At 60.3% G+C, this 24,187-nt stretch carries 25 protein-coding genes and 4 pseudogenes; 4 read left to right on the forward strand and 25 right to left on the reverse strand.

The annotated features are described in order from the left end of the window. Nucleotides 1-25 precede the first annotated feature (25 nt). The 3 genes and pseudogenes from cysN to ACFQDL_RS02350 form a co-directional block, all read right to left on the reverse strand. Nucleotides 26-1,932, reverse strand: a pseudogene (gene cysN / locus ACFQDL_RS02340) (sulfate adenylyltransferase subunit CysN). After that, a complete protein-coding gene (cysD, locus tag ACFQDL_RS02345) occupies nt 1,932-2,831 on the reverse strand; it encodes a sulfate adenylyltransferase subunit CysD (RefSeq protein ID WP_379907625.1) in 900 nt (299 codons plus the stop codon). Before cysD ends, cysN begins: the two are co-directional and overlap by 1 nt. Before the next feature lie 184 nt (nt 2,832-3,015). After that, on the reverse strand, nt 3,016-3,696 hold the full coding sequence (locus ACFQDL_RS02350) for a helix-turn-helix domain-containing protein (RefSeq protein ID WP_379907626.1): 681 nt from the start codon (nt 3,694-3,696) through the stop codon (nt 3,016-3,018). A 290-nt stretch (nt 3,697-3,986) separates the two neighbouring features. Here ACFQDL_RS02350 and ACFQDL_RS02355 point away from each other — a divergent pair, with 290 nt between their 5' ends. The 4 genes from ACFQDL_RS02355 to ACFQDL_RS02370 all read left to right on the forward strand — a co-directional run bounded on the left by ACFQDL_RS02355 (nt 3,987) and on the right by ACFQDL_RS02370 (nt 6,513). Further along, nucleotides 3,987-5,297 (forward strand): SLC13 family permease, encoded by a 1,311-nt coding sequence (locus ACFQDL_RS02355; protein WP_379907627.1) that lies wholly within the window; start codon nt 3,987-3,989, stop codon nt 5,295-5,297. Next, the gene (locus ACFQDL_RS02360) at nt 5,189-5,713 is read left to right on the forward strand and encodes an SLC13 family permease (RefSeq protein ID WP_465264009.1); all 525 of its coding nucleotides are present in this window, start codon (nt 5,189-5,191) and stop codon (nt 5,711-5,713) included. The genes ACFQDL_RS02355 and ACFQDL_RS02360 overlap by 109 nt, the downstream gene beginning before the upstream one ends. A 249-nt stretch (nt 5,714-5,962) precedes the next feature. After that, the gene (locus ACFQDL_RS02365) at nt 5,963-6,220 is read left to right on the forward strand and encodes a type II toxin-antitoxin system Phd/YefM family antitoxin (protein ID WP_379907628.1); all 258 of its coding nucleotides are present in this window, start codon (nt 5,963-5,965) and stop codon (nt 6,218-6,220) included. Beyond that, nucleotides 6,208-6,513, forward strand: coding sequence for a type II toxin-antitoxin system RelE/ParE family toxin (locus ACFQDL_RS02370; RefSeq protein WP_379907629.1), 306 nt, complete (start codon nt 6,208-6,210; stop codon nt 6,511-6,513). Before ACFQDL_RS02365 ends, ACFQDL_RS02370 begins: the two co-directional genes overlap by 13 nt. A 39-nt stretch (nt 6,514-6,552) precedes the next feature. Here the strand turns inward: ACFQDL_RS02370 and ACFQDL_RS02375 are convergent, their stop codons facing one another. The 22 genes and pseudogenes from ACFQDL_RS02375 to ACFQDL_RS02480 all read right to left on the reverse strand — a co-directional run bounded on the left by ACFQDL_RS02375 (nt 6,553) and on the right by ACFQDL_RS02480 (nt 24,173). Then, nucleotides 6,553-6,879, reverse strand: a complete 327-nt coding sequence (locus ACFQDL_RS02375; RefSeq protein WP_379907630.1) for a DUF86 domain-containing protein — start codon at nt 6,877-6,879, stop codon at nt 6,553-6,555. Then, complete coding sequence (locus ACFQDL_RS02380) at nt 6,864-7,055, reverse strand: hypothetical protein (protein WP_379907631.1); 192 nt, start codon at nt 7,053-7,055, stop codon at nt 6,864-6,866. The genes ACFQDL_RS02375 and ACFQDL_RS02380 overlap by 16 nt, the downstream gene beginning before the upstream one ends. Before the next feature lie 32 nt (nt 7,056-7,087). Further along, entirely contained in the window at nt 7,088-7,303 is a 216-nt protein-coding gene (locus ACFQDL_RS02385; protein WP_379907632.1) for a nucleotidyltransferase domain-containing protein, read from the reverse strand. A 63-nt stretch (nt 7,304-7,366) separates the two neighbouring features. After that, entirely contained in the window at nt 7,367-8,380 is a 1,014-nt protein-coding gene (locus ACFQDL_RS02390; RefSeq protein WP_379912823.1) for a capsular polysaccharide export protein, LipB/KpsS family, read from the reverse strand. 156 nt (nt 8,381-8,536) lie between these two features. Next, nucleotides 8,537-9,507: pseudogene (locus ACFQDL_RS02395) on the reverse strand (capsular polysaccharide export protein, LipB/KpsS family); the annotation flags it as partial. Beyond that, complete coding sequence (locus ACFQDL_RS02400; protein WP_379907634.1) at nt 9,504-10,415, reverse strand: glycosyltransferase family protein; 912 nt, start codon at nt 10,413-10,415, stop codon at nt 9,504-9,506. The gene ACFQDL_RS02400 and the pseudogene ACFQDL_RS02395, both read right to left, overlap by 4 nt. 6 nt (nt 10,416-10,421) lie before the next feature. After that, complete coding sequence (gene rfbC, locus ACFQDL_RS02405; protein WP_379907636.1) at nt 10,422-10,967, reverse strand: dTDP-4-dehydrorhamnose 3,5-epimerase; 546 nt, start codon at nt 10,965-10,967, stop codon at nt 10,422-10,424. 8 nt (nt 10,968-10,975) lie between these two features. After that, nucleotides 10,976-11,203 carry a hypothetical protein gene (locus ACFQDL_RS02410; RefSeq protein ID WP_379907638.1) on the reverse strand — a complete coding sequence of 76 codons (228 nt, stop codon included), beginning with the start codon at nt 11,201-11,203 and terminating at the stop codon, nt 10,976-10,978. Next, nucleotides 11,200-13,026, reverse strand: a complete 1,827-nt coding sequence (locus ACFQDL_RS02415) for a glycosyltransferase family 2 protein (protein ID WP_379907639.1) — start codon at nt 13,024-13,026, stop codon at nt 11,200-11,202. The genes ACFQDL_RS02410 and ACFQDL_RS02415 overlap by 4 nt, the downstream gene beginning before the upstream one ends. A gap of 91 nt (nt 13,027-13,117) precedes the next feature. Next, complete coding sequence (locus ACFQDL_RS02420; RefSeq protein WP_379907641.1) at nt 13,118-13,984, reverse strand: sulfotransferase family protein; 867 nt, start codon at nt 13,982-13,984, stop codon at nt 13,118-13,120. A gap of 19 nt (nt 13,985-14,003) precedes the next feature. Continuing rightward, nucleotides 14,004-14,375, reverse strand: coding sequence for a glycosyltransferase (locus ACFQDL_RS02425; protein ID WP_465264010.1), 372 nt, complete (start codon nt 14,373-14,375; stop codon nt 14,004-14,006). Between the two features lie 153 nt (nt 14,376-14,528). Next, nucleotides 14,529-15,116 carry a hypothetical protein gene (locus tag ACFQDL_RS02430; protein ID WP_379907643.1) on the reverse strand — a complete coding sequence of 196 codons (588 nt, stop codon included), beginning with the start codon at nt 15,114-15,116 and terminating at the stop codon, nt 14,529-14,531. Continuing rightward, nucleotides 15,092-16,210 carry a glycosyltransferase family 2 protein gene (locus ACFQDL_RS02435; protein ID WP_379907645.1) on the reverse strand — a complete coding sequence of 373 codons (1,119 nt, stop codon included), beginning with the start codon at nt 16,208-16,210 and terminating at the stop codon, nt 15,092-15,094. Before ACFQDL_RS02435 ends, ACFQDL_RS02430 begins: the two co-directional genes overlap by 25 nt. A gap of 74 nt (nt 16,211-16,284) precedes the next feature. Then, complete coding sequence (locus tag ACFQDL_RS02440; RefSeq protein ID WP_379907647.1) at nt 16,285-16,578, reverse strand: hypothetical protein; 294 nt, start codon at nt 16,576-16,578, stop codon at nt 16,285-16,287. A 339-nt stretch (nt 16,579-16,917) separates the two neighbouring features. Beyond that, on the reverse strand, nt 16,918-17,661 hold the full coding sequence (locus ACFQDL_RS02445) for a hypothetical protein (RefSeq protein WP_379907649.1): 744 nt from the start codon (nt 17,659-17,661) through the stop codon (nt 16,918-16,920). Between the two features lie 115 nt (nt 17,662-17,776). Beyond that, nucleotides 17,777-19,122, reverse strand: a pseudogene (gene glmM / locus ACFQDL_RS02450) (phosphoglucosamine mutase). A 212-nt stretch (nt 19,123-19,334) separates the two neighbouring features. After that, entirely contained in the window at nt 19,335-19,892 is a 558-nt protein-coding gene (locus ACFQDL_RS02455; protein WP_379907651.1) for a hypothetical protein, read from the reverse strand. A gap of 132 nt (nt 19,893-20,024) precedes the next feature. Further along, nucleotides 20,025-20,465 carry a radical SAM protein gene (locus tag ACFQDL_RS02460; protein WP_379907653.1) on the reverse strand — a complete coding sequence of 147 codons (441 nt, stop codon included), beginning with the start codon at nt 20,463-20,465 and terminating at the stop codon, nt 20,025-20,027. After that, on the reverse strand, nt 20,462-20,893 hold the full coding sequence (locus tag ACFQDL_RS02465) for a hypothetical protein (protein WP_379907655.1): 432 nt from the start codon (nt 20,891-20,893) through the stop codon (nt 20,462-20,464). The genes ACFQDL_RS02460 and ACFQDL_RS02465 overlap by 4 nt, the downstream gene beginning before the upstream one ends. A gap of 14 nt (nt 20,894-20,907) precedes the next feature. Then, nucleotides 20,908-22,152, reverse strand: coding sequence for a tetratricopeptide repeat protein (locus ACFQDL_RS02470; protein WP_379907657.1), 1,245 nt, complete (start codon nt 22,150-22,152; stop codon nt 20,908-20,910). A 258-nt stretch (nt 22,153-22,410) separates the two neighbouring features. Beyond that, nucleotides 22,411-23,034, reverse strand: a pseudogene (locus ACFQDL_RS02475) (transposase); the annotation flags it as partial. Between the two features lie 344 nt (nt 23,035-23,378). Beyond that, nucleotides 23,379-24,173, reverse strand: coding sequence for a sulfotransferase family 2 domain-containing protein (locus ACFQDL_RS02480; RefSeq protein ID WP_379907659.1), 795 nt, complete (start codon nt 24,171-24,173; stop codon nt 23,379-23,381). Between the last annotated feature and the right edge of the window lie 14 nt (nt 24,174-24,187).

Here is a 24,187-nt window from a genome sequence, read left to right on the forward strand (position 1 = left end):
TGGGCTCCCACAACAATCACCCTTATTACCCAACCAGCATCCCGCGCTCTTCGAGCACCGCGACGATCAGATCGGCAGCCTGCTCCGGAGTCTGCCGCGTGGTATCGATACGAATCTCGGGGTTCTCCGGTGCCTCGTAGGCCGAGTCGATACCGGTGAAGTTCTTCAACTCGCCGCGACGCGCCTTCTTGTACAGCCCCTTCGGATCCCGGTCCTCGGCGACGCTGAGCGGCGTGTCGATGAACACCTCGATGAACTCGCCCTCCTGGACCAGCCCCCGCGCCATATCGCGCTCGGAACGGAACGGCGAAATAAAGGCGGTCATCACGATCAGGCCGGCATCGACCATCAGCTTGCCGACTTCGGCGACGCGGCGGATATTCTCGACCCGGTCCGCATCGGTGAAGCCGAGATCCCGATTGAGGCCGTGTCTTACATTGTCACCGTCGAGCAGGTAGGTATGCTGCCCGCGAGCATGCAGCTTCTTCTCCACGTAGTTGGCAATCGTAGATTTGCCGGCACCGGACAGGCCAGTGAGCCACAGCAGACAGGGCTTCTGCGCCTTGGCGCGGCTGCGCGCTTCCTTGTCGACATCGACATGCTGCATATGGATGTTCTGGCTGCGGCGCAGCGCAAACTTCAGCATGCCGGCACCGACCGTGCTGTTGGACATGCGGTCGATCAGGATCAGGCCTCCGGTGTCCTGGTTCTGTTCGTAGGGATCAAAGGCGATCGGGCGATCCAGCGTCAGGTTGCAGATGCCGATCGCATTGAGATCGAGCTTCTTCGCCGCCGTATGTTCCAGGGTGTTGACGTTGACCTGGTACTTGATTTCGCTGACCTGGGCGGTCACCGTCTGGGTGCCGATCTTCATCAGGTATGGACGCCCCGGCAGCAGCGGCTCCTCGTGCATCCAGACCAGGGTCGCCTCGAACTGGTCCGCCGTTTCGGCCGGCGCCTCGATGCCGGAGATCACATCGCCACGGGAAATATCGATCTCGTCCGCCAGCGTCAGGGTGATGGACTGGCCGGCCACGGCCTGGTCCAGATCGCCATCGTGGGTGACGATACGGGCTATGGTGCTCTCCTTGCCGGACGGCTGTACGCGAATCCGGTCACCGGGCCGCACGATGCCGCTGGCAATGGAGCCGGCGAAGCCGCGGAAATCCAGGTTCGGCCGATTGACCCACTGCACCGGCATGCGGAAAGCCCCTGCTGCAGGCGCTCCTCGTCCAGCTCGACGGTCTCGAGGTAACCCATCAGGGTGGTGCCGTGGTACCAGGGCATGCGCTCGCTGTGGCTGGTGATGTTGTCGCCCTTGAACGCCGACATCGGAATGAAGGTGACGTCCTCGATACCCAGCTGACGCGCGAAACCACGGTATTCCTCGGCGATCTGGTTGTAGACCTTCTCGGAGTAGTCGACCAGGTCCATCTTGTTGATCGCCACGACGATATGGCGGATGCCGATCAGCGACATCAGATAGCTGTGGCGGCGGGTCTGGGTCAGGATACCCTTGCGCGCGTCGACCATCAGGATGGCCGCATCGGCGGTCGAGGCACCGGTCACCATGTTGCGGGTGTACTGCTCATGCCCCGGCGTATCGGCGACGATGAACTTGCGCCGGTCGGTGGAGAAGAAGCGGTAGGCGACATCGATGGTGATGCCCTGCTCGCGCTCGGCGGCGAGGCCGTCGACCAGCAGCGCGAAGTCGATCTCGTCACCCTGGGTGCCGAACTTCTTCGAGTCCGCCTCAATCGCCGACAACTGGTCCTCGAACAGCATCTTGGATTCGAACAGCAGGCGCCCGATCAGGGTGCTCTTGCCGTCGTCGACGCTGCCGCAGGTGATGAAACGCAGCAGGCCCTTGCGCTCGTGCGCTTTCAAATACTGCTCGATATCCGTGGAAATCAGATCCGATACGTGCGCCATCAGAAATACCCCTCCTGTTTCTTCTTCTCCATCGACGCGGCCGAATCGTGATCGATCACGCGTCCCTGACGTTCGGATGTTTTGGTCAGCAGCATTTCCTGAATGATCGCCGGCAGGGTGTCGGCATCAGACTCCACCGCACCGGTCAGCGGATAGCAGCCCAGAGTACGGAAGCGGACCTTGCGCATCATCGGCACTTCGCCCGGCTGCAACGGCATACGCTCGTCGTCGACCATGATCAGGGCACCGTCACGCTCGACCACCGGACGCTCGGCGGAATAGTACAGCGGCACGATAGGGATGCTCTCAAGGTAGATGTACTGCCAGATATCCAGCTCGGTCCAGTTCGACAGCGGGAAGACGCGAATGCTCTCGCCCTTGTGCTTGCGGGAGTTGTAGAGCTTCCAGAGTTCCGGCCGCTGCCCCTTGGGATCCCAGCGGTGCTGGGCGCTGCGGAACGAGAAGATGCGCTCCTTGGCGCGGGATTTCTCCTCGTCGCGACGCGCACCACCGAAAGCCGCGTCGAAGCCGTACTTGTTCAGCGCCTGCTTCAGGCCCTCGGTTTTCATGATATCGGTATGGATCGCCGAGCCGTGGGTAAAGGGGTTTACATCCTTCTCGACGCCTTCCGGGTTGACGTGAACCAGCAGGTCCATCCCCAGCTTCTCGGCCATCTGGTCGCGGAACTGATACATCTCGCGAAACTTCCAGCGGGTGTCCACATGTAGCAGCGGGAACGGGGGCACCGACGGCGCAAACGCCTTCATCGCCAGGTGCAGCATCACCGCACTGTCCTTGCCGATCGAGTAGAGCATGACCGGGTTTTCGGCCTCGGCTACCACCTCGCGCATGATGTGAATACTCTCGGCTTCCAGCCGTTGCAAATGAGTCAATGCCATTGTTGTCCTCAACGATTCCGATTTTCCGGGAAAAGTACCGGGGGCGAACCCGGGGTTTCCCGGGAGACTTGAGTGTTGTGTGCCGATGCCTTTTGACTCGCCGGCGGAGCCTCAGCCGGCGCAGCCAAAAGTCTGAATGATCCTTCATGACAGGTTAACCAATCTTGAACCGCGGCATCGCGGTTCAGATCGGCCCCTGGAAAACCAGCCCGACCGGCCCTTTGCAGACCCCGAGCAGGCGTTGAAAAAATTCCTGATAAAGAGTGGAAACGGGCGGGCGGTCGCTCAGCAGCCAGTAGTACCTGCCACGCCCGACACTGACGTAGAGCTGGTAGCAGGGGGCACCGGTAGCGGGATTTGCAATCCGCCGCAACCCGCCCCACGCCAGGGTACCGCCCTTCTGCCGCATGGCGGCCTCCAGCGGCTTCAGCCGGCCTCTCGACCAGCGCTGCCGTATAGTGCCCAGCGGCCGGGCCAGCAGACTGGCCTTCAGGTCGGGTGCGTCCAGTTGCCACTGCTGCAGCAGGCGACCCAGGCTGCGGGGCGTCAGCGCCACGCCGAACTCGGCCTGCACCCACCTCAGAATGCCCTCGGCCTGCCAGAGCCCGCCGGCCTCGAGACAGGCGTCGGGCGGCGATGCGAACAGATGCCGCAGAAGCGCCAGCTCCTGTTCGGGTGCGAGACTGCGGCCGGCGCCCGCCTTGCGACCGCGCGGCTTGACGTCCACCGCGCTCCAGCCGCCAGCCACGAAAGCCTTGTAGGCGGCGATCACGGTCGGCGGGCTGAGGCCGGCCTGCTTTGCGGCTTCGGCAACCGTAGCACCACCGATTCGCAGCTGAACCGCTTCGCGTCGACGTTTGTTCAACGCCTCCGGCGATAAATGTTTTACCGATTTATTCACGCCAACTCATTGTATTAAAAAGATAAATATCCATATATCAGCAAAAACAGCCTGACAGCTATCGACAGTGTATTAAACAAATCTCTACAATGCCAACTCGTTTGTGGGTGAGGCGCAATGACTGTGGGCGAATGACCTCGACGCTAAACCGGTTTGCCCGGAGACCGGGCCCACGTCCCGTCACGCGTAACCACTTAACAAGCACCGCCGGGAAATCAGGCCCCAAAAGGGATGGAAAGGAAGACAAACATCAAATGGAAAGCTGGAACGTACTGATATCGGTGGGCGTGCTGCTGGCGCTGCTGGCCAGTGGCCGATTACAGCCGGCGGTGCTGTTCGCCGCCTGGGCCGGCGGCTTCCTGTTGCTGGGCGTCGTCGAGACGCAGGACCTGCTGGCCAGCTTCGCCAATCCGGCCCTGGCCACCCTGATCCTGCTGATGCTGGTATCGCTGGCGCTGGAAAGATCCCAACTGCTGGACCAGCTGTCCGAACATCTGCTCAAGGGGCGGGAACGGATTGCGCTGCTCAGGCTCATGGGAACCAGCGCCATTTTATCGGCCTTTCTCAACAACACCGCCGTGGTTGCGTCTTTTCTCGGCGCCATCAGTCGCCAGCGCCACATCGCCCCGTCGCGCCTGCTGATTCCACTGTCATTTGCCTCCATTTTCGGAGGCATCACGACACTGATCGGCACCTCGACCAACCTGGTCGTCAGTTCCTTCGCGGTCAGCGCCGGAATGCCGCCGCTGGAGATGTTCCAGTTCAGCCTGGTCGGCCTTCCGGTAGCGCTGCTGTGCATGGCGGTCCTGCTGATCAGCGCCCGAAACCTGCCGGTACACCGGGCCGATGAACAGGAATCAAGCCAGGAATACTTCCTCGCCGCCCAGGTACTCGGCGACTCGCCGCTGATCGGCAAAAGCATCGAGGAGAACCGGCTGAGAAATCTGGACGGGCTGTATCTGCTGGAGATCGAACGGGAGGGGCACCTGATCAGCCCGGTGGGGCCAGATGAGATCATTCATGCCGGCGATGTGCTGGCGTTCACCGGTGAAGTACAGAAGGTGCAGGTGCTACAGCGCTTTCAGGGGCTGGAGCTGTTCGGCAGCCGCACCGACGACCTGCTGGCGACCAACCTGGTGGAAGTGGTGGTATCGAATGAATCGGAACTGGCCAGTCGCACGCTGCAGGAGGTGGACTTCCGCACCATGTTCAACGCGGGCGTGGTGGGGATACGACGGGGCGAGAAACGTCTGAAGGAGCAGCTCGGCCGGATACCGCTACGGGTGGGCGACAGCCTGCTACTGGCGGTCGGCGCCGATTTCATGCAGCACCGCAACCTGGATCGCAACTTCCACGTACTGAGTGGCTCGCTGCAGCGCCCAGGCTCAGCGATACCCAGAGCGCGCTGGCCCTGTCGGGATTCGCCGCGGTCGTGGTCGCCGCCACCGCGGGCATCCTGCCGCTGTTTCACGGCCTGCTGCTGCTGCTGGGGGCCCTGCTGGCCAGCCGCGTTCTCTCGATCGGCGAGTTGCGCCGCCGCTTCCCGTTCGAGCTGCTGCTGCTGATCGGCTCCGCACTCACCATCGCCAGGGGCATGGAAGCCTCGGGCGCCGCCCAGCTGGTATCGGACTTCATCCAGGGCTACGCCAACGGATTCGGCGTCATGGGTGCCTTTATCGGCGTTTACCTGATCACGTTGCTGTTGACGGAAACCGTCACCAACAATGCCGCCGCGGCCCTCGCCTTCCCGATCGCACTGTCAACCGCCCAGGCCTTCGGCGCCGACCCGCTACCCTTCATCATGGCCGTCGCCTTCGGCGCCAGCGCCTGTTTCCTGATCCCGTTCGGCTACCAGACCCACCTGATGGTCTACTCGCCGGGCCGCTATCGCCTGCAGGACTATGTCAAAACGGGTCTTCCGGTCAGCCTCGCCTACTCCGCCGGCGTTCTGACCCTGGTGCCGCTGGTGTTCCCGTTCTGAGGGAGGCAGGCTCAACACCCTGGTACAGATGGGTTCGAACCAGTAGGTTGGGCTGAGGCCCGCAGGGCCGAAGCCCAACGATGACCGAAGCCCGACATCGGCACGCAATACGCTGCATTGCGCTAACCCACATGGCTCAGCTAATCGGCACCGAACGGTCCAACCAATGGCAAAGCAAATTCGAGTTTATGGCTGACACCCGGCCGTAGTGATACTATAGTGTCACTTTACCATCTCGGAGGAGCTCCGATGAAAGTCGAACTCGTCACCAATCTCAAACGGCAGGCAACCAAGATACTGGCAGATCTGCATCGCTCCAAGGAGGCCGTCCTTATAACCGAACATGGCCAGCCTTCGGCATATCTGGTTGATGTCGAGGATTATGAATTCATGGTGCGCCGGCTTGAGCTGCTCGAGGCACTGGCCAAAGGCGAACGGGCACAGGCCGAGGGGCGAACGCTCTCCCACTCCGAAGCCAGGGAGAAAATGGCTAAATGGCTTCGATAATCTGGACGGAGCCCGCTCTCGACCAGCTCAACGATATCGCGGAATACATAGCCCTTGAAAACCCCGGTGCTGCCCAACGTCTGGTTGCGTCGGTTTTTGACAAAGTGAGCAGACTGGAACATTTCCCGCAATCGGGGCGAAAGCCGCCGGAACTGCCAGACACCGACTATCGCGAGATCCTGGTGCCGCCCTGCCGGATCTTTTATCGGCACGATGAATCGAAAGTGCTCATTCTCCATGTCATGCGGGAAGAACGCGACCTTCGCCGCTTTATGCTGAATGCCAAATCATAGCGAAGGGCTCCGGGATGCACGCACCGCCATAGATGGCGGTCAAGGTGCCCTGCGAAACGGCCGTTTCCCGTAGGGTGCCGGTGACGCGCAGCGAACCGCACCGTTGCTATGGCAGTGCGGGGCGCCGGCCATGACCTCGAAACTCTCACCCATCGTGGCGGGTGCCTTGATATCCGGGTGCTCAGCGATCCAGTGCAACGCGATATCCACGCTGAGCTGCACGGCCCGTGTCAGGTTGAGAGATACGATATCCTGAGCATCCAGGTCCCCGGCCAGGTCTTCGGCCGAAGCGGGACAACGGGTTTCGAGCCGGCGAATGCAGCGCCGTAAAGACTCCAGCTTCTGATTGATCAGCGCTTGATCCATGCATCCAGCCTCTCTTTCAACAAGCGCTGCTGTAACGGCACGAAATCCTCGTTCGCCACTACGTTGCGCATTATCAGACGAGCATACTCTTCGTCGCTGTCTATAACACGTACACCGGTTGTAACGATCTGGTTCAACAGAGGCTCGCCAACGTCATACAGATCGATCAGGTCCACAGGTCGCCCGGTCGCGAGCGCAAGCCGTTCAATCAGATTCTCCCTCTCGCCTGGCGAGAGGGAGAATCTGATTGAACAGCGACATCGATATCGCTATGACTGCGCGCACTGCCCGTGCTGCAGGAGCCGAAGAGAATCGCCAGACGGAGTCGTCCGATCCCGGACTGGCAACACTTTCGAACTGACGCGATCAGCTCATCAATCGACTTGCCGCCGGAGCTTCCGTCAATTCCAGATGTATTCATCATGTGTCAAAGCATAGTCCCAAAGGGTTTGCAGCATTACCGCCAATCTCCAACAACCTAACCTCCCTAACTCCGCCTTCGAAGCAAATTATATAGCCGCCCTTTCAGGCTGCGCCTATAACCCTTGTCGCGGGCACGCCGCAGCAGCTCAACAGCGGTCTCGGCATTGATCTGATCGCCACTTTCGGGATCGACATAAACCGGGTAGAGAATCAGCGTCGCCGCAACCAACTCGTCCAGCGTGCGCCTGCGTGCTCGACGTGAACAGCGGAGGCTATCCTGTGTCAGCCCCCAACCGGCATAGAACGGCAAGCCGTAGGTCGAGACGGGGATCCCGCGCAGCAAAGCTTCGAAGCCCGTCAGCGAAGTCAGTGTATGCACCTCGTTGACCTGCTCCAGCAGATCCGGCATCGCGATATCGCGGACTTCGAGGTCATACAGGTCAGGCGGTCCTGTTTCCAGAACGCCCTGGCGCCCGCCACTGAGCACATCGGGATGCGGCTTGTAGATGATGAAAGCATCCGGGTTGACGGCTCGCACCGCCTCCAGCAATTGCCTGTTGGTTTTCAGCTCGGGCGAGCCGTATCGAATGGAGGCATCCGTTTCGACCTGCCCCGGCACCAGCAATATCCGCCTGCCAACGGGCAGCTCGAGCCTGCCTTCGTTACCCACGTTGTATTTCGACAATCGCTGAGATACCAGTGCTTCACGCAACCGGGAAGCCCGTTCGACAAGATCCGCCGGCATATCGGCGTTTTCGAGCAAGCTCTCGAGGTCGCTCGGCCTCGTCGCGTCGTAGTAAATGCCCTGAGAGTCCAGCACCAGCGACAGCGGATCCACCAGATCGGCGCCGAGGCCGACGGATCGTATAAAGCCATCCTCGATACGCCACAGATAACGACCCGCCGCTTCACAATGCCGAGTCAGCGACTCATCCAGGCGGGAACTCCAGACCAGCGCCCGCTCTTCTCCTGCTCCCTGCGGGATCGCTGCCTGGCGATCGACATACTGGACACTGGCCGCATTACCGAGAAAGCGCCCTAGAAAACCGCGCTTCCAGCGCGAAAAACCTATTGCCACCCAACCACCCCGCCCGCGTTCGAGCATACGTTTCTGATCGGCAATCAGGGCGATGGTATCCTCGAGTTCGCAGCGCAACCCCGTATAGGGATTGATATAGCGACAGTAACCCAGGTACGCCGCAGCGAAGACCTGCTCCAGCGAGCGCCGAACGCCTCGTCGCTCGCAGGTCTGCCTGTCATGAGTAAGGCCCCAACCCGCATAGAAGGGCATACCGAAGCAATGGACCTCCTTACCCCCATCAGCGCCTCGAAACCGAGTTGACTGGTAACCACATAGACCTTCTCTACCGCATCCAGCAGCGCCCAGGGCGAAAGATCGGCCCCGATCAGCGTACAGCACCGCTCTCTGGCGAGCTCGAGCAGGTAGCCTTTCTTCTTGCCTGCGATCACATCGGGATGGATCTTGACCAGCACTTCCGCACCCGGATTGTCGGCAATCGCTGCCTCCAACATGCGATCGAAAGCATGGTCGTCAGCCAGGCCGTACTGAATGGACGGATCACCAAACGTCTGGTCGACCACCAATACCCTGTAGGAGCCGCGCCTCGCGGCGAATAACTCTGGCACGGCGCTGGTTTCAACGGGGGAGGTACCCTTTGGGTACGTCGCTCCTAAGAGGAAAGATGCCACCTTCTGTTTCGCAAAAGCCTCTTCCAAAGGGCGCTGAATTCGCAGCGAATCCGACAACGCCCCTCCCAACGCCAGCGGCACGTCCGGCGCATGGTTGTACTTGGACAGACGGTAACGACACAACAAGTCAATGCAACGGCGAGCGCGCCCCACCTCCTCGGCGGAAAAATTCGCCGTGACGATCAGCTGTTCGAGGTCACTGGCGCGGGTGGCGTCGTAATAGATACCGGTCCCATCGACAATCAGGCTGTGCAAGGGCGCGCCGGTCACACCCAGGCCCAATGAACGCAGAAATCCGTCTTCGAGCGAGAGGTAGGGCAGCTGCCTGTCCTGTGCATAGCGACGCGCCCTGGCGGCCGTGGGCTTGAGTCCCCAACCGGCTATATGACTGACAGCAGTATTTTTGCGCCCCCATCCGAGCCGGATACAGGGCTTCTCGAGCAACTGCTCCAGATAGGGAATGCGAGCGATACCCGCGGAAAAATATCCGATCATGTTGTCCTGCGAGCACCGTCCAGTAGTTGCAGCCGGTAGGCCTCGTCATTGACCAGACGCAATATGGCTTCGACCCAGGCGTTCTGATCCATCGGCAGCAGCAACCCATTCCCACCATGCTGAACGATGCGCCCGTAAATCGGCCCTGCCGCGTAAAGACCGACAGCTCCTGCCTGGGTGATATCGAAGAACTTGGTGTGGGAACGCGCGCGATTGAACGGCGAATCGAGCAAGGGAGCAAGGCCGACGGTCCGTCCCGGGCGAGCCAGCAGCGCCTTGTAGGAGTGCCAGTCCATCGAATGGAGCACCTGAACCCTGGGCACGCCAGCGAATAGATTACGCACTTTCTGATTGCCGATGATTTCGAACACGAGATCGGGCGCACGCTCCAGCACCTGCACGATGACCGGATAAAGCCACTCGATCTCGTCGTAGTGCGATGACGAACCGTGATAAAACAGCGTTTTGACCGCTGACGTGGCCGGGTGCGGGGACTGCGGCTGCACCAGCTTCGGTTGCCACGCCCGGTACTTTTCCTGCAGCCAGGGCGTCGACACCCAGAGCTCGGCGCCAATCGACTTCAGCCAGCGCTGATGGCGCCAAACCAGTTTCAGTAGCTTCCAGCGATAACGCCAGGGCAGACCGGCATGAGCCTTCAGATCCAGCAGATCATCGTCCATGAACAGCACGACCCTGCCCAGCCGGGCGCGATTCCGCTCCACCCAGCGCCGCCACTGAGGCGTCAGGTAGCGCACGAAGACGACAGAGTCGAACTCGCCCCGGTCGTCAGGGGGCGCATCCTGCAAACGGTACTGCTCATGGAGGCATTGGCGCTTTTCCAGCTCCGGCAGGATGAAAAACTCCGTCGATGGATTCGCGGCCTGCTGGACGATTAGCGCTCTGGTCATGACAAACTAGTCGAAGGCCGGTGCGTTTCGGAATGCCAGCCCTGCCTGATCCTTGCCCGAAACGACAGGGCCGCCTGCTTCCAAGGGCCAGTCGATCGCAATATCCGGATCGTTCCACAGGATGGACACCTCATCACCAGGCGCATAGTAGTCGGTGCACTTGTACTGAAATTCGGCGCCGTCTCCGGTGACGTAGAAGCCATGGGCAAATCCGGGCGGTACCCACAGCATCTTCTTGTTCTCCTCACTCAGCGCGGCCCCGACCCAACGCCCGAAGGTGGGTGAACGCCTGCGCATGTCAACCGCCACATCGAAGACTTCGCCCCGGGTCACCCGCACCAGCTTGCCTTGCGGCTGTTCCAATTGATAATGAAGACCTCGCAACACGCCCTTGCCCGAGCGGCTGTGGTTATCCTGGACGAACAGGTAGTCGCCGCAATGCTCGACGAAAGCACTCTGACGGAAGGTTTCCATAAAGAAACCGCGATCGTCTCCGAACACTTCGGGCGTGATCAGCACCACGTCCGGGATACTCAATTTCTCAAACTTCATCGAAGACCCTACTCGATCCAGGGAAAACCGATACGCGGCAACCGTCCGAGACGGAAATCGGCACGCGAGTAATTCAGGTTGGGGTTGTAAAAAGGATCCCGCTCGATAACGCTCCCCCAACGCCGGCGCATGTAGTCGGCCTCGCGCTTCGCCCGCGCCGCCTTGACAGGGTCGTCGTCCTTGCCCCGCGACACCGATTCGTGATGGTAGAGTTCGGCATAGGGCGTGTATATCACCCGATGCCCACTCTCCCGCACACGCAGGCAGTAATCGACATCATTGAAGGCAACCGGCAGCGCCTCTTCCTCCAGCCCCCGAGCGAACGATACAGCTCACGCGGCGTGACGAAACAGGCCGCCGTAACCGCCGACAGATCCTGCGCAAGCATCGCCCGGTCCATGTAACCGGGGTCGTCTGCTGCGATAGGACCATGCAGATGGCTGGCACAACCGCCCGGCCCGAGCACGTCGCCCGCATGTTGCACACGACCGTCGGTGAAGTAGAGACGCGCGCCCACGACACCGATACCTGGCTGCAGCAGGCGGGACACCATCTCCTCCAGCCACTCCGGCGTCAGCACCTCCGTATCATTGTTCAACAGACAAAGAATGTCGCCGCGAGCCTGTTCAGCCGCGTAATTGTTGATCGCGGAAAAATTGAAGGGCCGGTCATAACGCAATACCCGGACCCGGTCATCGGCCCCGACCGCATCCATAAATGCCAGAGTTTCCGCGCAGGTCGACTGATTATCGACGATCAGGATCTCGTAGTTCGGCCAGGTCGTGCGCGCCAGCAGGCTCTCGACGCAGGGTTTGAGAAAATGCAACATGTCCCGGGTCGGGACGAGGATGCTCACCATCGGTGACACGGCTGGCAATGAGTAACGTACCCTCAGATGCGTGCCGCGATCAGGCAGCGCCTCAGCCGCCACGCTGCAGCGGCGCAAATGCTGTTCGAGGCTCGCCTTGTCCGGCACGGCATCCGCCCCCACCTGATGCCAAAGAATCGCAGGCACATGGTGGATGACCTCGTCACCACAAAGCCGTGCGAACTCTAGAGCCAGTCCATAAGCAGTCCCGAGGTCAAGGCTGCCAAGAACTTCCCTGAGCTTGTCCTCGCGAAGGGCGAGCACGGAGCCCAGATAGGCGGAACTGCGCGCCAGCTCTAGTGAAAAGTCGGGCTTGAACTTCGGGTCCTGGCGCTCGCCATCCGCAGACAGGTGGTCGTGGTCGGAGTACATCAGTGCCACGGCCGGTCGACGCAACGCCTCACAAGCAAACCAGGCCAGCGCCCAGGGCGCCAGGATCGTGCTGGCCGGCATAAACAGCGTCCAGCTCCCCGCATCGGCCGGCTCGCGAACGAGCTCCGACGCCGTGATCGCCTCCAAGCCGGAAACGCCGATTTCGGCCATTGCCCGTGGCGGGACCGGGTCTTCGATCAGCAGCCGGACGCTCGCCTGCAGGTCCCATTGCTCGCGAACAGACTCGACAGCCCGCCGCACCGCTGCAGGATCTTCCAGGCCCCGACCATCGATCAGAACCCGAAAGCGCAAACCCGCGGCGTTCCCGCGCTTCAGGCGCGCCCGCAACTGCCGACGCTGGCGGGGCGTTACCTCCTCGAAGCGCTGGATCCACTCCTCATAACAGGGGGCCGGGAAATAGGCCCTCAGCTTGCCGACCTGACGGTAACTGCGCTTTGGCTCCAACAGCGCCGCAGGCCAGCTCAAGCCGAGCACCCGCCGCTGGGCCGGCGGCATCTTGGGCAGAACACCGGCAATCCGGTCCCACATCAAGAGCCTCGCCCCTGCAGACGTCACCCGGCGCACGGTCAATTGAAGTGGGTCGACGTCCCTGCCGGCGGCCTCGGCAACGACCGACAGCCGCCGCGCCCCCGCCGGTATCGATACCAGTTCGTAAATACGCCCCTTCAGCGTGACCGGGAGCGGAACGCGCAGTTCCGTGCCCTCGGCAAGCACCCAGACGGCGAGGTCACCCTCCTCCGCAGGCAGCTGGCCGTCGATCAGATACCAGCCCGCGACGAGGCCGTTGCGAGTCGCCATCATTTGTCCTTCGGTGCCGGCATGACCCTCTCACCCAGAACCTGCCCGGTTTCACTAACCGTACAGCGGACCCTGTCACCCGGCGTGAGCTTCAGCGGCAGATGAAAGCCGACATACCCCCGCGCGGCGGGCTGAGCCTGCACAGATGCGCCGCGAAGTCGCGCGCGACGACGCGTCCCTGCGGTTGCCCGTTGACGGCGATATCGACCGCCACCGGCTCATCGCTGGTGCCGGCCCACCAGGCCCAGCCCCCGACCCGGTTCGCCGCGACCTGGGTCAAGACGCCATGGACGAAGGGCTGACCTTTTTTAAACAACTCCCAGCGCTGGTCGAACAGATCCAGGCAGCGGCGGTACAGCGCCAGGTCCTCGCGGTTGAACGCCTTCAGTTCGCGCAGCTCCTCTTCGTCGAAGCTGTGGGCCCGGCCCACCCCGCCATTCCCCAGGTTCTCCTCGCGGCGGGGGATGCCCAGCCCCGACAGCTCGTTCAGCATATCGAGGCTGTCGTTGTACCGCTCCGTCACCCCGACAAAGCCCACGCTATAAAGGGGAACATCCCGGAACGCCCGGCTCAGGCGATTTTGCATCCGGCTCTGCGAATAGAAATCCCTGAAAGTCCCCTTGTAATTTTTCACGCGCACGAAATGCTGATACTCCGACGCGATCCGCTGAAGCGGATCCCGCACGAAGGTGACAATATTCTCGACACCGAAACCGGCGACGAAGCGGTTGCAATTCATATGGCCGCCGACGATGGCGGCACCGCTCTCGTAGCAGGCGCCGTAAAAGCCCCAGAAATCCTGCTCCTGATAAACATGCTTTTGGGTAATCGCCGACGTTTCCGGCGACTCCGCGCCGTAGTCGTAAACCATACTCTGGGCACCGAGGGCCTGCTCTGCCCCCAGGCGGAAACTGGTACCCGCTGTTTTGGGTATATGAACGAATAAACGAATGGTCATTGACTTCTCATAACTCTAACTAAAAACGATCACTCATAAAGGCCGCAAAGACATCGGCCAGCGCGGTTGTCATATTCGAGGGCCCGTAGAAACTCGCGGCCCGCTCCCGCGCAGCTTCCCCCATGCGCCGGCGCGCGCTTTCGTCCGCGGCCAGCCGCAACAGGTAATCGGCAACGGCGGCTATGTCGCGAAACGGAGCAAGATACCCGGTTTGCCCGTGCTCGACCAGTTCCGGCAGCGCACCCCAGCGATAGCAGACAACGGGACGGCCAGCCGCCATCGCTTCGAGGACGGTACGCCCGAAGGACTCTTCGAAGTGCGACAGATTGACGACGACATCGGCCTGCGCCAGCGCCTCCTGCGCAGACGGCGCATAACCGGCCAAAACCAGACCTGGCGGAAGCTCCTTTCGCGGCCCGGGCTCTTAGCCGGTCCACGTGGGCGTTATCCGGCCCGATCAGCAGACAGCGGATACCCTTGCCGTCAAGCAGACGCGCCAGCTCGATGAAGTCGTCCAGGCCCTTCTTCGGCAGGTTGCTGCTGATCAGGGCGACCGAGAGGCCGGCCTGCTGTGGCAGCGGCACCTCGAACACCGCCGTATCGACGATATTGGGCACCACGAAGCTGCGAGGCGCTCCGTAGTAGCGTGCCGGCAGGCGGAGTTGGCAACCAGAACGTCGGCGCCGGTACGCACCTGTTCGGCGACCTGCTCAGGAGTGGCCATCAGCAGTTCGCACAGGGCGGGATCATGGGCCGGCATCTCCCGGCCGTGGACGACCACTGGCACGGAAAGCCGCCGCGCCGCCTGCAGGGGCTCGGCGAGCACGACGGTATTGACATACACCAGCTTTACCCCGTACTGCCGGATCAGCCCCTCCAGGCATGAAGTCGTTGCCTGCTGCGCTGCCCGCCCCTGCCGCCACCAGAGCAGCGGTACGATCGCAACCTGCTGGCACAACGCCGATACAGCGTCCAGATAGGCCTCATTGACCGCTGACGGCAGCACGGCGAGTACGTTCAGCCGTAACGACTGCATTGCTCTGGCAAGATCCAGCAGGCTACGCTCGGCACCGTACAATTCGGCGCCTGCCTGGTGGCCGCACAGCATCACCCAGGATCTGCCTTCCGCCACCGGCCGGCGCCCCTCGAAAACAGGCCGCGCTTCCAGTCCCTGTGCTCGTCCCTCCCGCAGGAAATGCAGGATCGGTCTGTCGTCCCCGACGAGGTTGGCGTAGCGCAGTCGGTAGCCGCTGGAGCTGAATGCCGGCCCCGGGTCCCGGCCCTCGGCCTCTCCTTGCGCCCAGTAGTGCTCCCAGGGTCGACCAGCAGGTCCCGGACATCCGGATTGGCGAGGACATACCACTGCGGGTCGAACAGTCCGGACTCCAGTACCAATGCCCTCTCCCAACCGCATGCAGACGCCGAAGCCGTTTCGTCGCACAGGCTTTGCGGCGCGAAAAACGGACGTTGCACCGGACGCTCCGGCAGATAGAGGTCCGCACTCGAGTGCGCCTGCGCGTGCCAGTACCGGGCCGCATCCTGGTAGTGGTAGCGAGCGCCCCAAAACCGGCTGCGCAGGCTGGTGTCCTTTTTGCGGGTCAGCGAGGTTGGCAGGCTGCGGCCGAAGGACAGGGGCACGCCCGGGCTCACCTCGCCGATCGCCTCGTCGCCGAAGGCCGCGACCAAGCGATAGTAGAATTCGGTATCACCGTCGGCCCGCACCCGGTCCCAGAAGCCCAGCGTTTCGTGAACCTCGCGCCGGAAAAGCAGCGACGAAACGTTGCGGTAGATCCAGCTTTCCTCGACCCGCCAGTGGTGAAAGCGAAGATCCGGGGTGCAGCGCACCCAGTGGGCTACCGTGGCTTTCAGCGCGGGACCGTCCAGCAACGGCCGCACCTGAAACTCGATCTTGCGCGGATGCGACCAGTCGTCGCTGTCGTGTACGGTGATGAAGGCGCCGGTCGCTGCCGCCAGTCCCCGGTTGCGGGCGGCATAGGCGCCGGCATTGCGGGGCTGGCGCAGTAATCGGAAAACACGCCCGGGCCCTTGCGCGCACCGAACGAAGGCTTCCGCGACCTCGGCGCTGCGATCGGCGCTGGCATCGTCGACGATCAGCACTTCCAGGTTTGGCCAGGTCTGCTCGGTGAGCGACCGAAGCGCCGTTTCCAGCGTCGCTTCGGCATTGAACAGCGGCACGATCACGGACACCCGCGGAGCCCCCGCCACCCGGTTTTCGTCGAATACAGGCTTGGCCGCCGCCAAGCGGTCGAGCGGGGATGCGTCTTCGGTGCCGAGATCCGTTACCGGATCGAGGCCCGAATTCGCGAACAGCCGGTTAACCCCGTCGAGCCAGCCTTCCGCTGCCGGATTGCCTGCAGCGCCGGCCTGGCACAGCGAAACAGCTGCGAGACGCTGGTCGTTATCGGAGGCCCTTTCGGCAAGCGCAGCGCCCAGAGTTCGGCCGCCTCATCGCGTCGACCGGTCTCGAGCAGCAACTCGAACAGCAGCAACAGGGGCCCGGCATGGCCCGGTGAGCGATAGTCGCCAGATTGAAAGCGCTCGAGAAACGGCAGTGCCTTGCAAGGTTCCGTCACGGACGCATACCAGCAGGCACAGGCCCAGGATGCGTAGTCCCGCTCATCGGCGCTGGCCGCCTCGTCCTCGGCAAGGCCCGCAAAGCGGGCAGCAAGTCAGCGCAATGGCGCCAGAGATGGGCTTCCCAGGCCAGAGCCCGGTTGGGGCCGGGCAGACGCCCTTCCCGCCGGCCAAAACGCAGATAATGCACCCGCGGATCCATCCCGGACGCCGCGACATCCGGATACCGGGTGAGGTACCAGGCTGCATCGAATGCGAACTCCGCTGCCAGGCCTGTGTTGACTGACTTTTTGCGCAAGCGCTGCAGCAAGCTCCCAAGGAATGGAAGCCGCCCGATATCAACCAAACGCCGTCTCCCGGCCCTCGTCCCGGCCGAATCTGAGGTAATGCACCAACGGATTCATGCCCGATGCACGCACATCCGGATACAGCTGCAAATAAAGCGCCGAATCGAATTCGGGCCCCGGGTTGCGCCCCTCGAAGCCCCCGAACTTGAGGTAATGACGGGCCGGCTCCCTTGCGAAGTTCTTGTCTGCCGCGATATCCGGATACTGGGCCAGGTACCACTTGGCGTCGAACTGAGGGCTCTTTTCGATCAGTTTCAGTTGCTGTCGCTCGGTCTTGTCGATCTTTCTGAATCCCGGCAAGCCACTTTTCCTGGGGCCGTTTCCACCGACAGCTTTGGCAGGCGCGCCGGATACGGCACGCTGCTCCTCCAGCAGCCGGGTCAGGACGACCAGCTCCTCCGTCCGGGTCTCCAGCTCCGTCGCCAGATCCTGTCGCGACCGCTGCAGGATCTCGACCTCGCTGCGCAGCGCCTTCAACGCCTTCTCCGATTCGGCGCGTGACCGTTCGCAGGCCTCAAGCTTTCGCTCCAATGCCTGGTTCCGAGTTGCCTCCTGGTGCCGCTTATCCTCTTCCTCTTTCAGGCGTTGCGTCAGCTGCGCGATCTCTTCGAAGCGCTCGGCAAGCTCCGCCTTGTGATGCGACATGAAATGAAAAGCGCTCTCGAGCTGTTTCTTCGTGTCAAGGAACAGGGACTTCAGTTTCGAACCCCGAATTTCGGGCTCTTTATCGTTCATCTTGCAACCTTGTTTTCCGGTAATACTGACAGGCTTAGCCGAGTGCATACTAATTGATCCGGGAGCCCCCGCCCAGCGACTGCCGTCGTTCGCGAGACGTATCCCGGCACTCCCTTCATACCTGCTCGATGACGGCCGCAAGGCGTCCTGCCGCCTGCCGGGCCAGCACCGCATCGACGGCCTCGACCATAACACGGATCAGCGGCTCGGTGCCCGACTTGCGCAACAGGACCCGTCCGATATTCGCGAGCTCCGCCTCGATCTGCTGCAAGGCGGCCTGCACCTGCGGCAGACTCAACGGATCCGAACCGCTCGCGGACGAATAGCCGACATTGATCAGCGTTTGCGGATAGCGCTGCATTTCACCGGTCAGGGCGTGCAGCGGCCGGGACTCGGTTGCCATCAGCTTCAGCACCTGCAACGAGGCGATGATGGCGTCCCCCGTCGTACCATGGTCGAGCAGCAGGATATGGCCCGAGCTTTCACCGCCCAGACGCCACCCGCTCTTGTGCAGCTGCTCGCTGACGTAGCGGTCGCCGACTTTCGCCCGCAGAAACTCGACACCCAGCGCCTGCAGTGCCAGTTCGAGGCCGAGGTTCGACATCTGGGTCCCCACGACACCGCCGGTATAACCCCTCGAGCGGGCATCCTTCGCCAGCAGGTAGAGGACCTGGTCACCGTCGACGACCTCTCCGTTGGCATCGACCATCATGATCCGGTCCGCGTCGCCATCCAGGGCAATACCGGCATCGGCACGATGCGCGACGACCGCCTCGACCAGGCTCTTCAGATCGGTCGCGCCGCAGCCCGCATTGATATTGACCCCGTCGGGCTTGTCGTGAATGCTGACGACCTCGGCACCGAGCTCTTCGTATACCTTGGCGGCGACCTTGTAAGCGGCACCATTGGCGCTGTCGACGACGATCCTGAGTCCGCGCAGGCTCAGCCCCCGGGGAAGGTGCCCTTGCAGTGCTCGATATAGCGTCCCGCGGCATCCTCGATACGTCGTGCCTTACCCAGTTGCTCGGACGGCACGCAGTCGATACCTTCGCTCAAAGCCTTTTGCAGCAAAGCCTCGATCGCCTGCTGCTGCTTGTCGCTGATCTTGGTCCCCTGACCGGAAAAGAACTTGATGCCGTTGTCATGATAGGGGTTGTGCGACGCGCTGATCACCACCCCGGCATCGGCCCGAAAGGTGGATGCCAGATAGGCGACGGCCGGTGTGGGCAGCGGTCCGACCAGGGCAATACCGACTCCCGCGGCGGCCAGTCCCGCCTCGAAGGCCGATTCCAGCATATAACCGCTGGCACGGGTATCCTTACCGATCAGCACTTCCCGCGTCCCATCCGCGCCCAGCACCTTGCCCGCCGCCCATCCCAGTTTCATCACGAACTCAGGGGTCATCGGAAATTCGCCTACACGGCCTCGAATACCATCAGTCCCGAAGTATTTTGTTTGCATAGAATCATCCATAACTGTCATATAACTTTCAGACACTTGGCTCTGGAAGAAAAAGTTCGCAGCTAACCCGTTGCGCTCATATCCCCATCGGATAGTCCATATTGCATAAAAATAACCGCTTACACTCACAGAGCAACGCTGACGGCGTAAAATAATGATGGCCCGAGCGCATATGCGCAGGGGCCACCGTGCTAAAACGGGAAATACAACGTTCAGGCCAACTTATCTATCGCGTTCGTCGTATGTGCTGGACCCAAGTAGAACCAAGCCCAGAAGTCACAAATCTCCAGCCAATGTTTAAGGCTGGCTGCATTTACCACATCGTGCACCCGTGGGCGCAGTCGAGATGGCAGATAACTGGTTAGCGCACGGCAACTGTCGCAGTCAATGTTCGGCATGCAGCACTTGGCTCGGCTCTGTTCCAAGTTGCTGAGAAACGTTTCATGGGTGCCATTATGGAATCCGGCGCAATCAGTCGCATACCCGGTCAGGGGATCCAACGAGTATAACGGCCCGGGAGTCGTTACCTCTTCATTAAAGGCACGAGGATAGACAATGGTATCGGGAAACTCATCGGTCAGTTCAGCAATGGTATCTCGACATTTGGCCAATGATTTAGCATCAAAACAGAGGTTATCGGACGCACTGCTCACTCGAAAGAAACGTCTATCGTTACCGGCGTGACTCGCCAGTTTATGGCGATATAACGTCGTCGGGCTGTACATGTTGAATGTCAGTTGACTACCATGATCGCTGAGTGCCGTTGCCACTTCCCGGACTTGGTCAATATTCTGCGACGTTAATGTATAGGCGAAGAAAGCCCGCGGATCACCTGCATAGTTACGGATCGCTTTCCAGAAGGTATTACCTCCCCTCAGACGGGCTGTCAGTGACTCGTTTCCTCAGACCGATACCGTGATGCGATAGGGGATGTCATGCGGAATCTTGAGCGTGCCATTTGTAGCGAGCGTGCCGTAAGGGATGAACGCCGCGGCAGCCCGCAGCCGTTCAGGATAAAGTGCCGGCTCAGCACCACCAAAATAGGCAAAGCGTGTACCTTCTTCCGCTTTGCGCCGAAAGAGAGCCGACCATTTATCGATATCCACCTCATCGGCAAGGACCGGTGTGTCTCCCTCGTAGTAGTAGCAGCCTTCACAATAGAGATTGCACCGAGAAGTGAGATCAAGACTGACTGGCCGGGTCAGTGCATTCGCATTGCGCCGCATGCGCCGATAGGCCTCGAACAGGCTTGCATCGGTTTTAGCCAACGCCACAGCCCTGCGCAGCAGCGCGGTGGTAGAGGGCGTTTGCATCCACTCATGTTTGTCATTATCACGCGTCATGAAACAATCCTTTGCAAGGCGTCAAGTAATGTACCATTGAGCACGGCCGGACCAATCGAATCATGCGCACTGACCCCCTCAATCGCGTGCAGATGCACATGCTTCAAGCCCGATAGATTATTTAATTGACTCTGGTCTTCCCGGCTCTTCGCTCCCGCATAAACATCTATGCGGCCACTAAAATCGGTGGATTCAATAAAACGCCGCGCATCCAATACCTCAGGTGGAAATAGCCGGTTCAGCTTGCGAATAGCAGCACGCGCCCGGTAATCCGAATGCGCTTCAAGAAAGGCAATATCCAGATTCACCGCAGGAGAAAAGGCCAGCACGTGCGAAGCATTCAGCGCAGCGCCGTAACGCAGTGCTCCCATCCCACCACCGGAATTGCCGATCGTCACAATACGTGAAGCGCCATACTCGTCTGCCATCTGGCGTAGCGAAGCTATAGTTGCTTCGAAACTGCCCCCAGCTCCGGCAGCCCATCCAGGTACATGCAGCCGCTCTTGTCCACCAACCGCACCATGGCTATACCATGGCCGGCAAAGAAGCGGTCAAGCAGCGCCTGCGGCACGGCTCCCACACGCCGGGCATAACCGGTAAATACAATGGCCATACAGGGTGAGCACGTGCGGAGAGAAGCCGCCACCGACTGGGTAGCATCAAACGACGGGATCAACGGCCGTTGGGATGGGCGCAGTTGCGCTTCGAAGGCGACGGCCTGTTCGAGCCCCTCGATACCGTGCTCGCGGCATAGCGCTTCCAGCCCCGCCCCCAGTTCAGGGTTCGTACTCAGGCCCTGCCCGATCGTGTTAATCAACAGATGCTGCACTACATTGGCCATATGTCCCTGCGCTTCCACCTCTCGCACCAGCGACACTGCCTGTTCAATCCGCCCCAGCGCTGATAGTGCCAACACCCACTGCAGCATGCTGAAGGCTTCAAGCTGTTGCTTTGCTTCGTATCGGCGCTGGCAGAAGACTAGGATCTCCTCATAACTGCTCTCACGCTGCCAGCAAGACAGCAGCATCAGAATCGCAGGACGGAAATCCGGCCAGCGCTGCAGCATAGTCTGCAGCAATGGAATGACAGTTGAATTAGAGACCTCATCGGCGAACTGCCGGATTGCGAGCATCGCAGTCTCAGCATCCAGTTCGGGCGCCTCCAGGTTGGGTGGCTGCACCGGGCAGTCAATCCTCGGGTCTAAGCCGTAACGGTACTGCAGTTGTTGGTAGCGCAGGCGAACCTGCTCATCATCACCCCAGAAGCGCACAGCCTGCTCTGCCGCATGCAGCGCACCGGGATAATCCCGAGCTTGCAACCGCTCCCTGATCAACTGCAGCACAGGCTTTGAACGCTCACCCGCGCTATCTGCCAGCTGCGCCCATAGCGAGTCCATCGCATCCCACGCCTTTTGCTCGTAGGCTAGTTGCAGTTGGGTACTAACAAAAACGGGACGATCCGGCCAGCGTTGAGTATAGGTGCGGCTACAAGAGGCTGCCTCCGCCAACTGCCCTGCCTGCACCAGGCAGTCAATATGCCGGTGGGCATGTAGCGGCAATCCGTTTTTTTGTACCTGTTGCTGCCACAACAAGCTGGCTTCTGCATATCGAGCGGCCTGTTCCGCCTGCTCGGCACGCTGCACCAAGTTGTCGGCTGTCGAAAACTGACTAGAGGCTTCGTTTGGCATAAATAAGGTCCTTCTCATTAAATACAGTGTGTTGCACTTCAGCGAGCCTATCTTGATTAAGGTCAAAGCAGGGCAATAGTGCAAAGCTTTTCTTGTGAAAGCACTCTACATGCAGACCAACATATGTAGTGACGCATGCTCAACCCTTGAGAGAATATTCCAGTAGCGGGAGAAGTCCCATCCCAGAGCAAACTCTTCTGAAGACGGTAACAACCCTTCTGTAGATAACGTTCCAGCGTTCTCTCACCACCTCCGCTAGTACTGCTTGGCGTCGCCGTAGCGGCCGATCTTCGGCATCAGCTCAGCGCAGGCCTTGTCGTAGGTCTGCCGCAGCGTGAGCTTTAACTCGTGTGCGACACCAACCAGCTACTGGCGCGCCTTGTGATAGAGCTTGGCATCGGTCGGGAAGGTGATGTTCTTCTCCTGCACCGTCGTATCCACGACCACCCGCTTCAGGCTCGAGGGCTTGATCACCTTCAGCTTCAGGCCGGCGTTGATCGTCTCGGTCAGCAGCCATTCGCAGCCTTCTTCGCCCAGCCGCTGCCGCCATTTGACCAGGCTGGTCGGGTGGCAAGGCAGGTCGTGCTGGAAGAACGTCTCGCCGCAGAAGTACTGGTAATACGGTGACTCCAGCCACTGCGCCAACAGCGCTTCGTCGGACAGGTTGTGCAGGTGTTGCAGATACAAAAGCCCCGCCATCAGCCGCGTCGGTAGAGCAGCCGCGCCAACCGTCGCGAAGTGCTGCCCAAGTTCCCCATCAAGCCGGTTCCAGTCGATGACGGCGGTCAGCCGCACCAGTGGATGAGCCGGATTGACGATGTCTTCCAGGCGCGGTTTGAACAAGTCACTCTGCGGTTCGTGGATCTTCTTCTTGGGCTTCATAATTCGACGATTCTGCAACTTTCTGGACTGTCAGGCGTGAAAACGAAGGGTTTCACCTGTTCGAAGCACAGTATGGTCCATTATAAATCAATGAGTTGCGAGTTTTTCAGGGCCGACTAGATATTAACCTGGCGTACAAATAGGTTCCCTCCCTATTGGTACGTCACGCCACAGAAACGGGCGCAGGTGCGCGGACATGCTGGTTTCCGTGGCGTTTGCATTGGCCTGCGGCCAATGATGAAACGTCCCTGTTTCATGTATTAACCCGCTGGGTTAATAACGTTCCAGCGCTCTCTCACAACCTCCGGTAAGTTAAAACCCAACACCGATTGACTGTCCGCCACCTAAAGTACTGACCCCGCAGACTTTCCTTCCACTTCTTCAATCATGCGATAGTCATCCACATAAATCGCACGTAGGCGTGCTTCAGTGGCTGGCGTGAGCACCTGCTTCAAGGTAGGCAGCGCCTTGCCATGAATGAATTTTTTACGGAAGTACACCACCGGGCAATCGGGATCACAAAAAGCCAGTGGTACATTCCCCTTGCTAGTGCTATTGAAAGGATCCCGAAACACCTGATCACACAGCGTGACGGGCAAGATCTCGCACATTTCATCATAGACGGCATCCAAACGGATGACCCTGTTATAAGTAATGGGTAACAAATGCCAGACCTGCGGGTACAAATGGCCATCCACCTCATGCCAGCGCTCTGTTTCAAGCAGCGCTACGTACTTGTTGACAAACTCATCAAAGGTGAGCAACCCTGGGTGACGCTGTACGACCTTACGAAGTCCCCTAAACAGATCTGTCGCTCCATCCTGCTGAATTAGCTTGTTTTTGTAGACCGAAAACACACGGTCAATCGGGTCACGGTAGACAAACAATTTGATATTAAAACGCTGATCGATTTCATCCGGCCTAAGGTCTTTCACTTGAGCGTGTTTAGCCATACAACCGATAGACGGCAACTCGCCAGGGCATACTTCTGGGTACAGCACCTGAAAGAGCCTTTTGAAAGAGGTCGAAGCATTTTTTCGGATATAGGTATAAAATAAGGAAAAGCCATCCTCCTCAAAAAGAAAATCCGGGGAGAAAGAACTCTTCTCTGCAAAGGATTGACGAGGTTTATAATCCAAAATAAATTCCTTCT

The organism is Marinobacterium aestuariivivens (assembly GCF_042661465.1).
Classification (GTDB): Bacteria; Pseudomonadota; Gammaproteobacteria; order Pseudomonadales; family Balneatricaceae; genus Marinobacterium_A; species Marinobacterium_A aestuariivivens.

Bases quoted from the DNA above. Each gene is read 5' to 3' on its own strand.
- rfbC (WP_379907636.1), bottom strand. From the start codon at position 10,967: ATGAAGTTTGAGAAATTGAGTATCCCGGACGTGGTGCTGATCACGCCC.
- ACFQDL_RS02400 (WP_379907634.1), bottom strand. From the start codon at position 10,415: ATGACCAGAGCGCTAATCGTCCAGCAGGCCGCGAATCCATCGACGGAG.
- ACFQDL_RS02375 (WP_379907630.1), bottom strand. From the start codon at position 6,879: ATGGATCAAGCGCTGATCAATCAGAAGCTGGAGTCTTTACGGCGCTGC.
- ACFQDL_RS02470 (WP_379907657.1), bottom strand. From the start codon at position 22,152: ATGCCAAACGAAGCCTCTAGTCAGTTTTCGACAGCCGACAACTTGGTG.
- ACFQDL_RS02385 (WP_379907632.1), bottom strand. From the start codon at position 7,303: ATGATGAATACATCTGGAATTGACGGAAGCTCCGGCGGCAAGTCGATT.
- ACFQDL_RS02370 (WP_379907629.1), top strand. From the start codon at position 6,208: ATGGCTTCGATAATCTGGACGGAGCCCGCTCTCGACCAGCTCAACGAT.
- ACFQDL_RS02365 (WP_379907628.1), top strand. From the start codon at position 5,963: ATGAAAGTCGAACTCGTCACCAATCTCAAACGGCAGGCAACCAAGATA.
- ACFQDL_RS02415 (WP_379907639.1), bottom strand. From the start codon at position 13,026: ATGGCGACTCGCAACGGCCTCGTCGCGGGCTGGTATCTGATCGACGGC.
- ACFQDL_RS02445 (WP_379907649.1), bottom strand. From the start codon at position 17,661: ATGAACGATAAAGAGCCCGAAATTCGGGGTTCGAAACTGAAGTCCCTG.
- cysD (WP_379907625.1), bottom strand. From the start codon at position 2,831: ATGGCATTGACTCATTTGCAACGGCTGGAAGCCGAGAGTATTCACATC.
- ACFQDL_RS02355 (WP_379907627.1), top strand. From the start codon at position 3,987: ATGGAAAGCTGGAACGTACTGATATCGGTGGGCGTGCTGCTGGCGCTG.
- ACFQDL_RS02460 (WP_379907653.1), bottom strand. From the start codon at position 20,465: ATGACGCGTGATAATGACAAACATGAGTGGATGCAAACGCCCTCTACC.
- ACFQDL_RS02465 (WP_379907655.1), bottom strand. From the start codon at position 20,893: ATGGCAGACGAGTATGGCGCTTCACGTATTGTGACGATCGGCAATTCC.
- ACFQDL_RS02420 (WP_379907641.1), bottom strand. From the start codon at position 13,984: ATGACCATTCGTTTATTCGTTCATATACCCAAAACAGCGGGTACCAGT.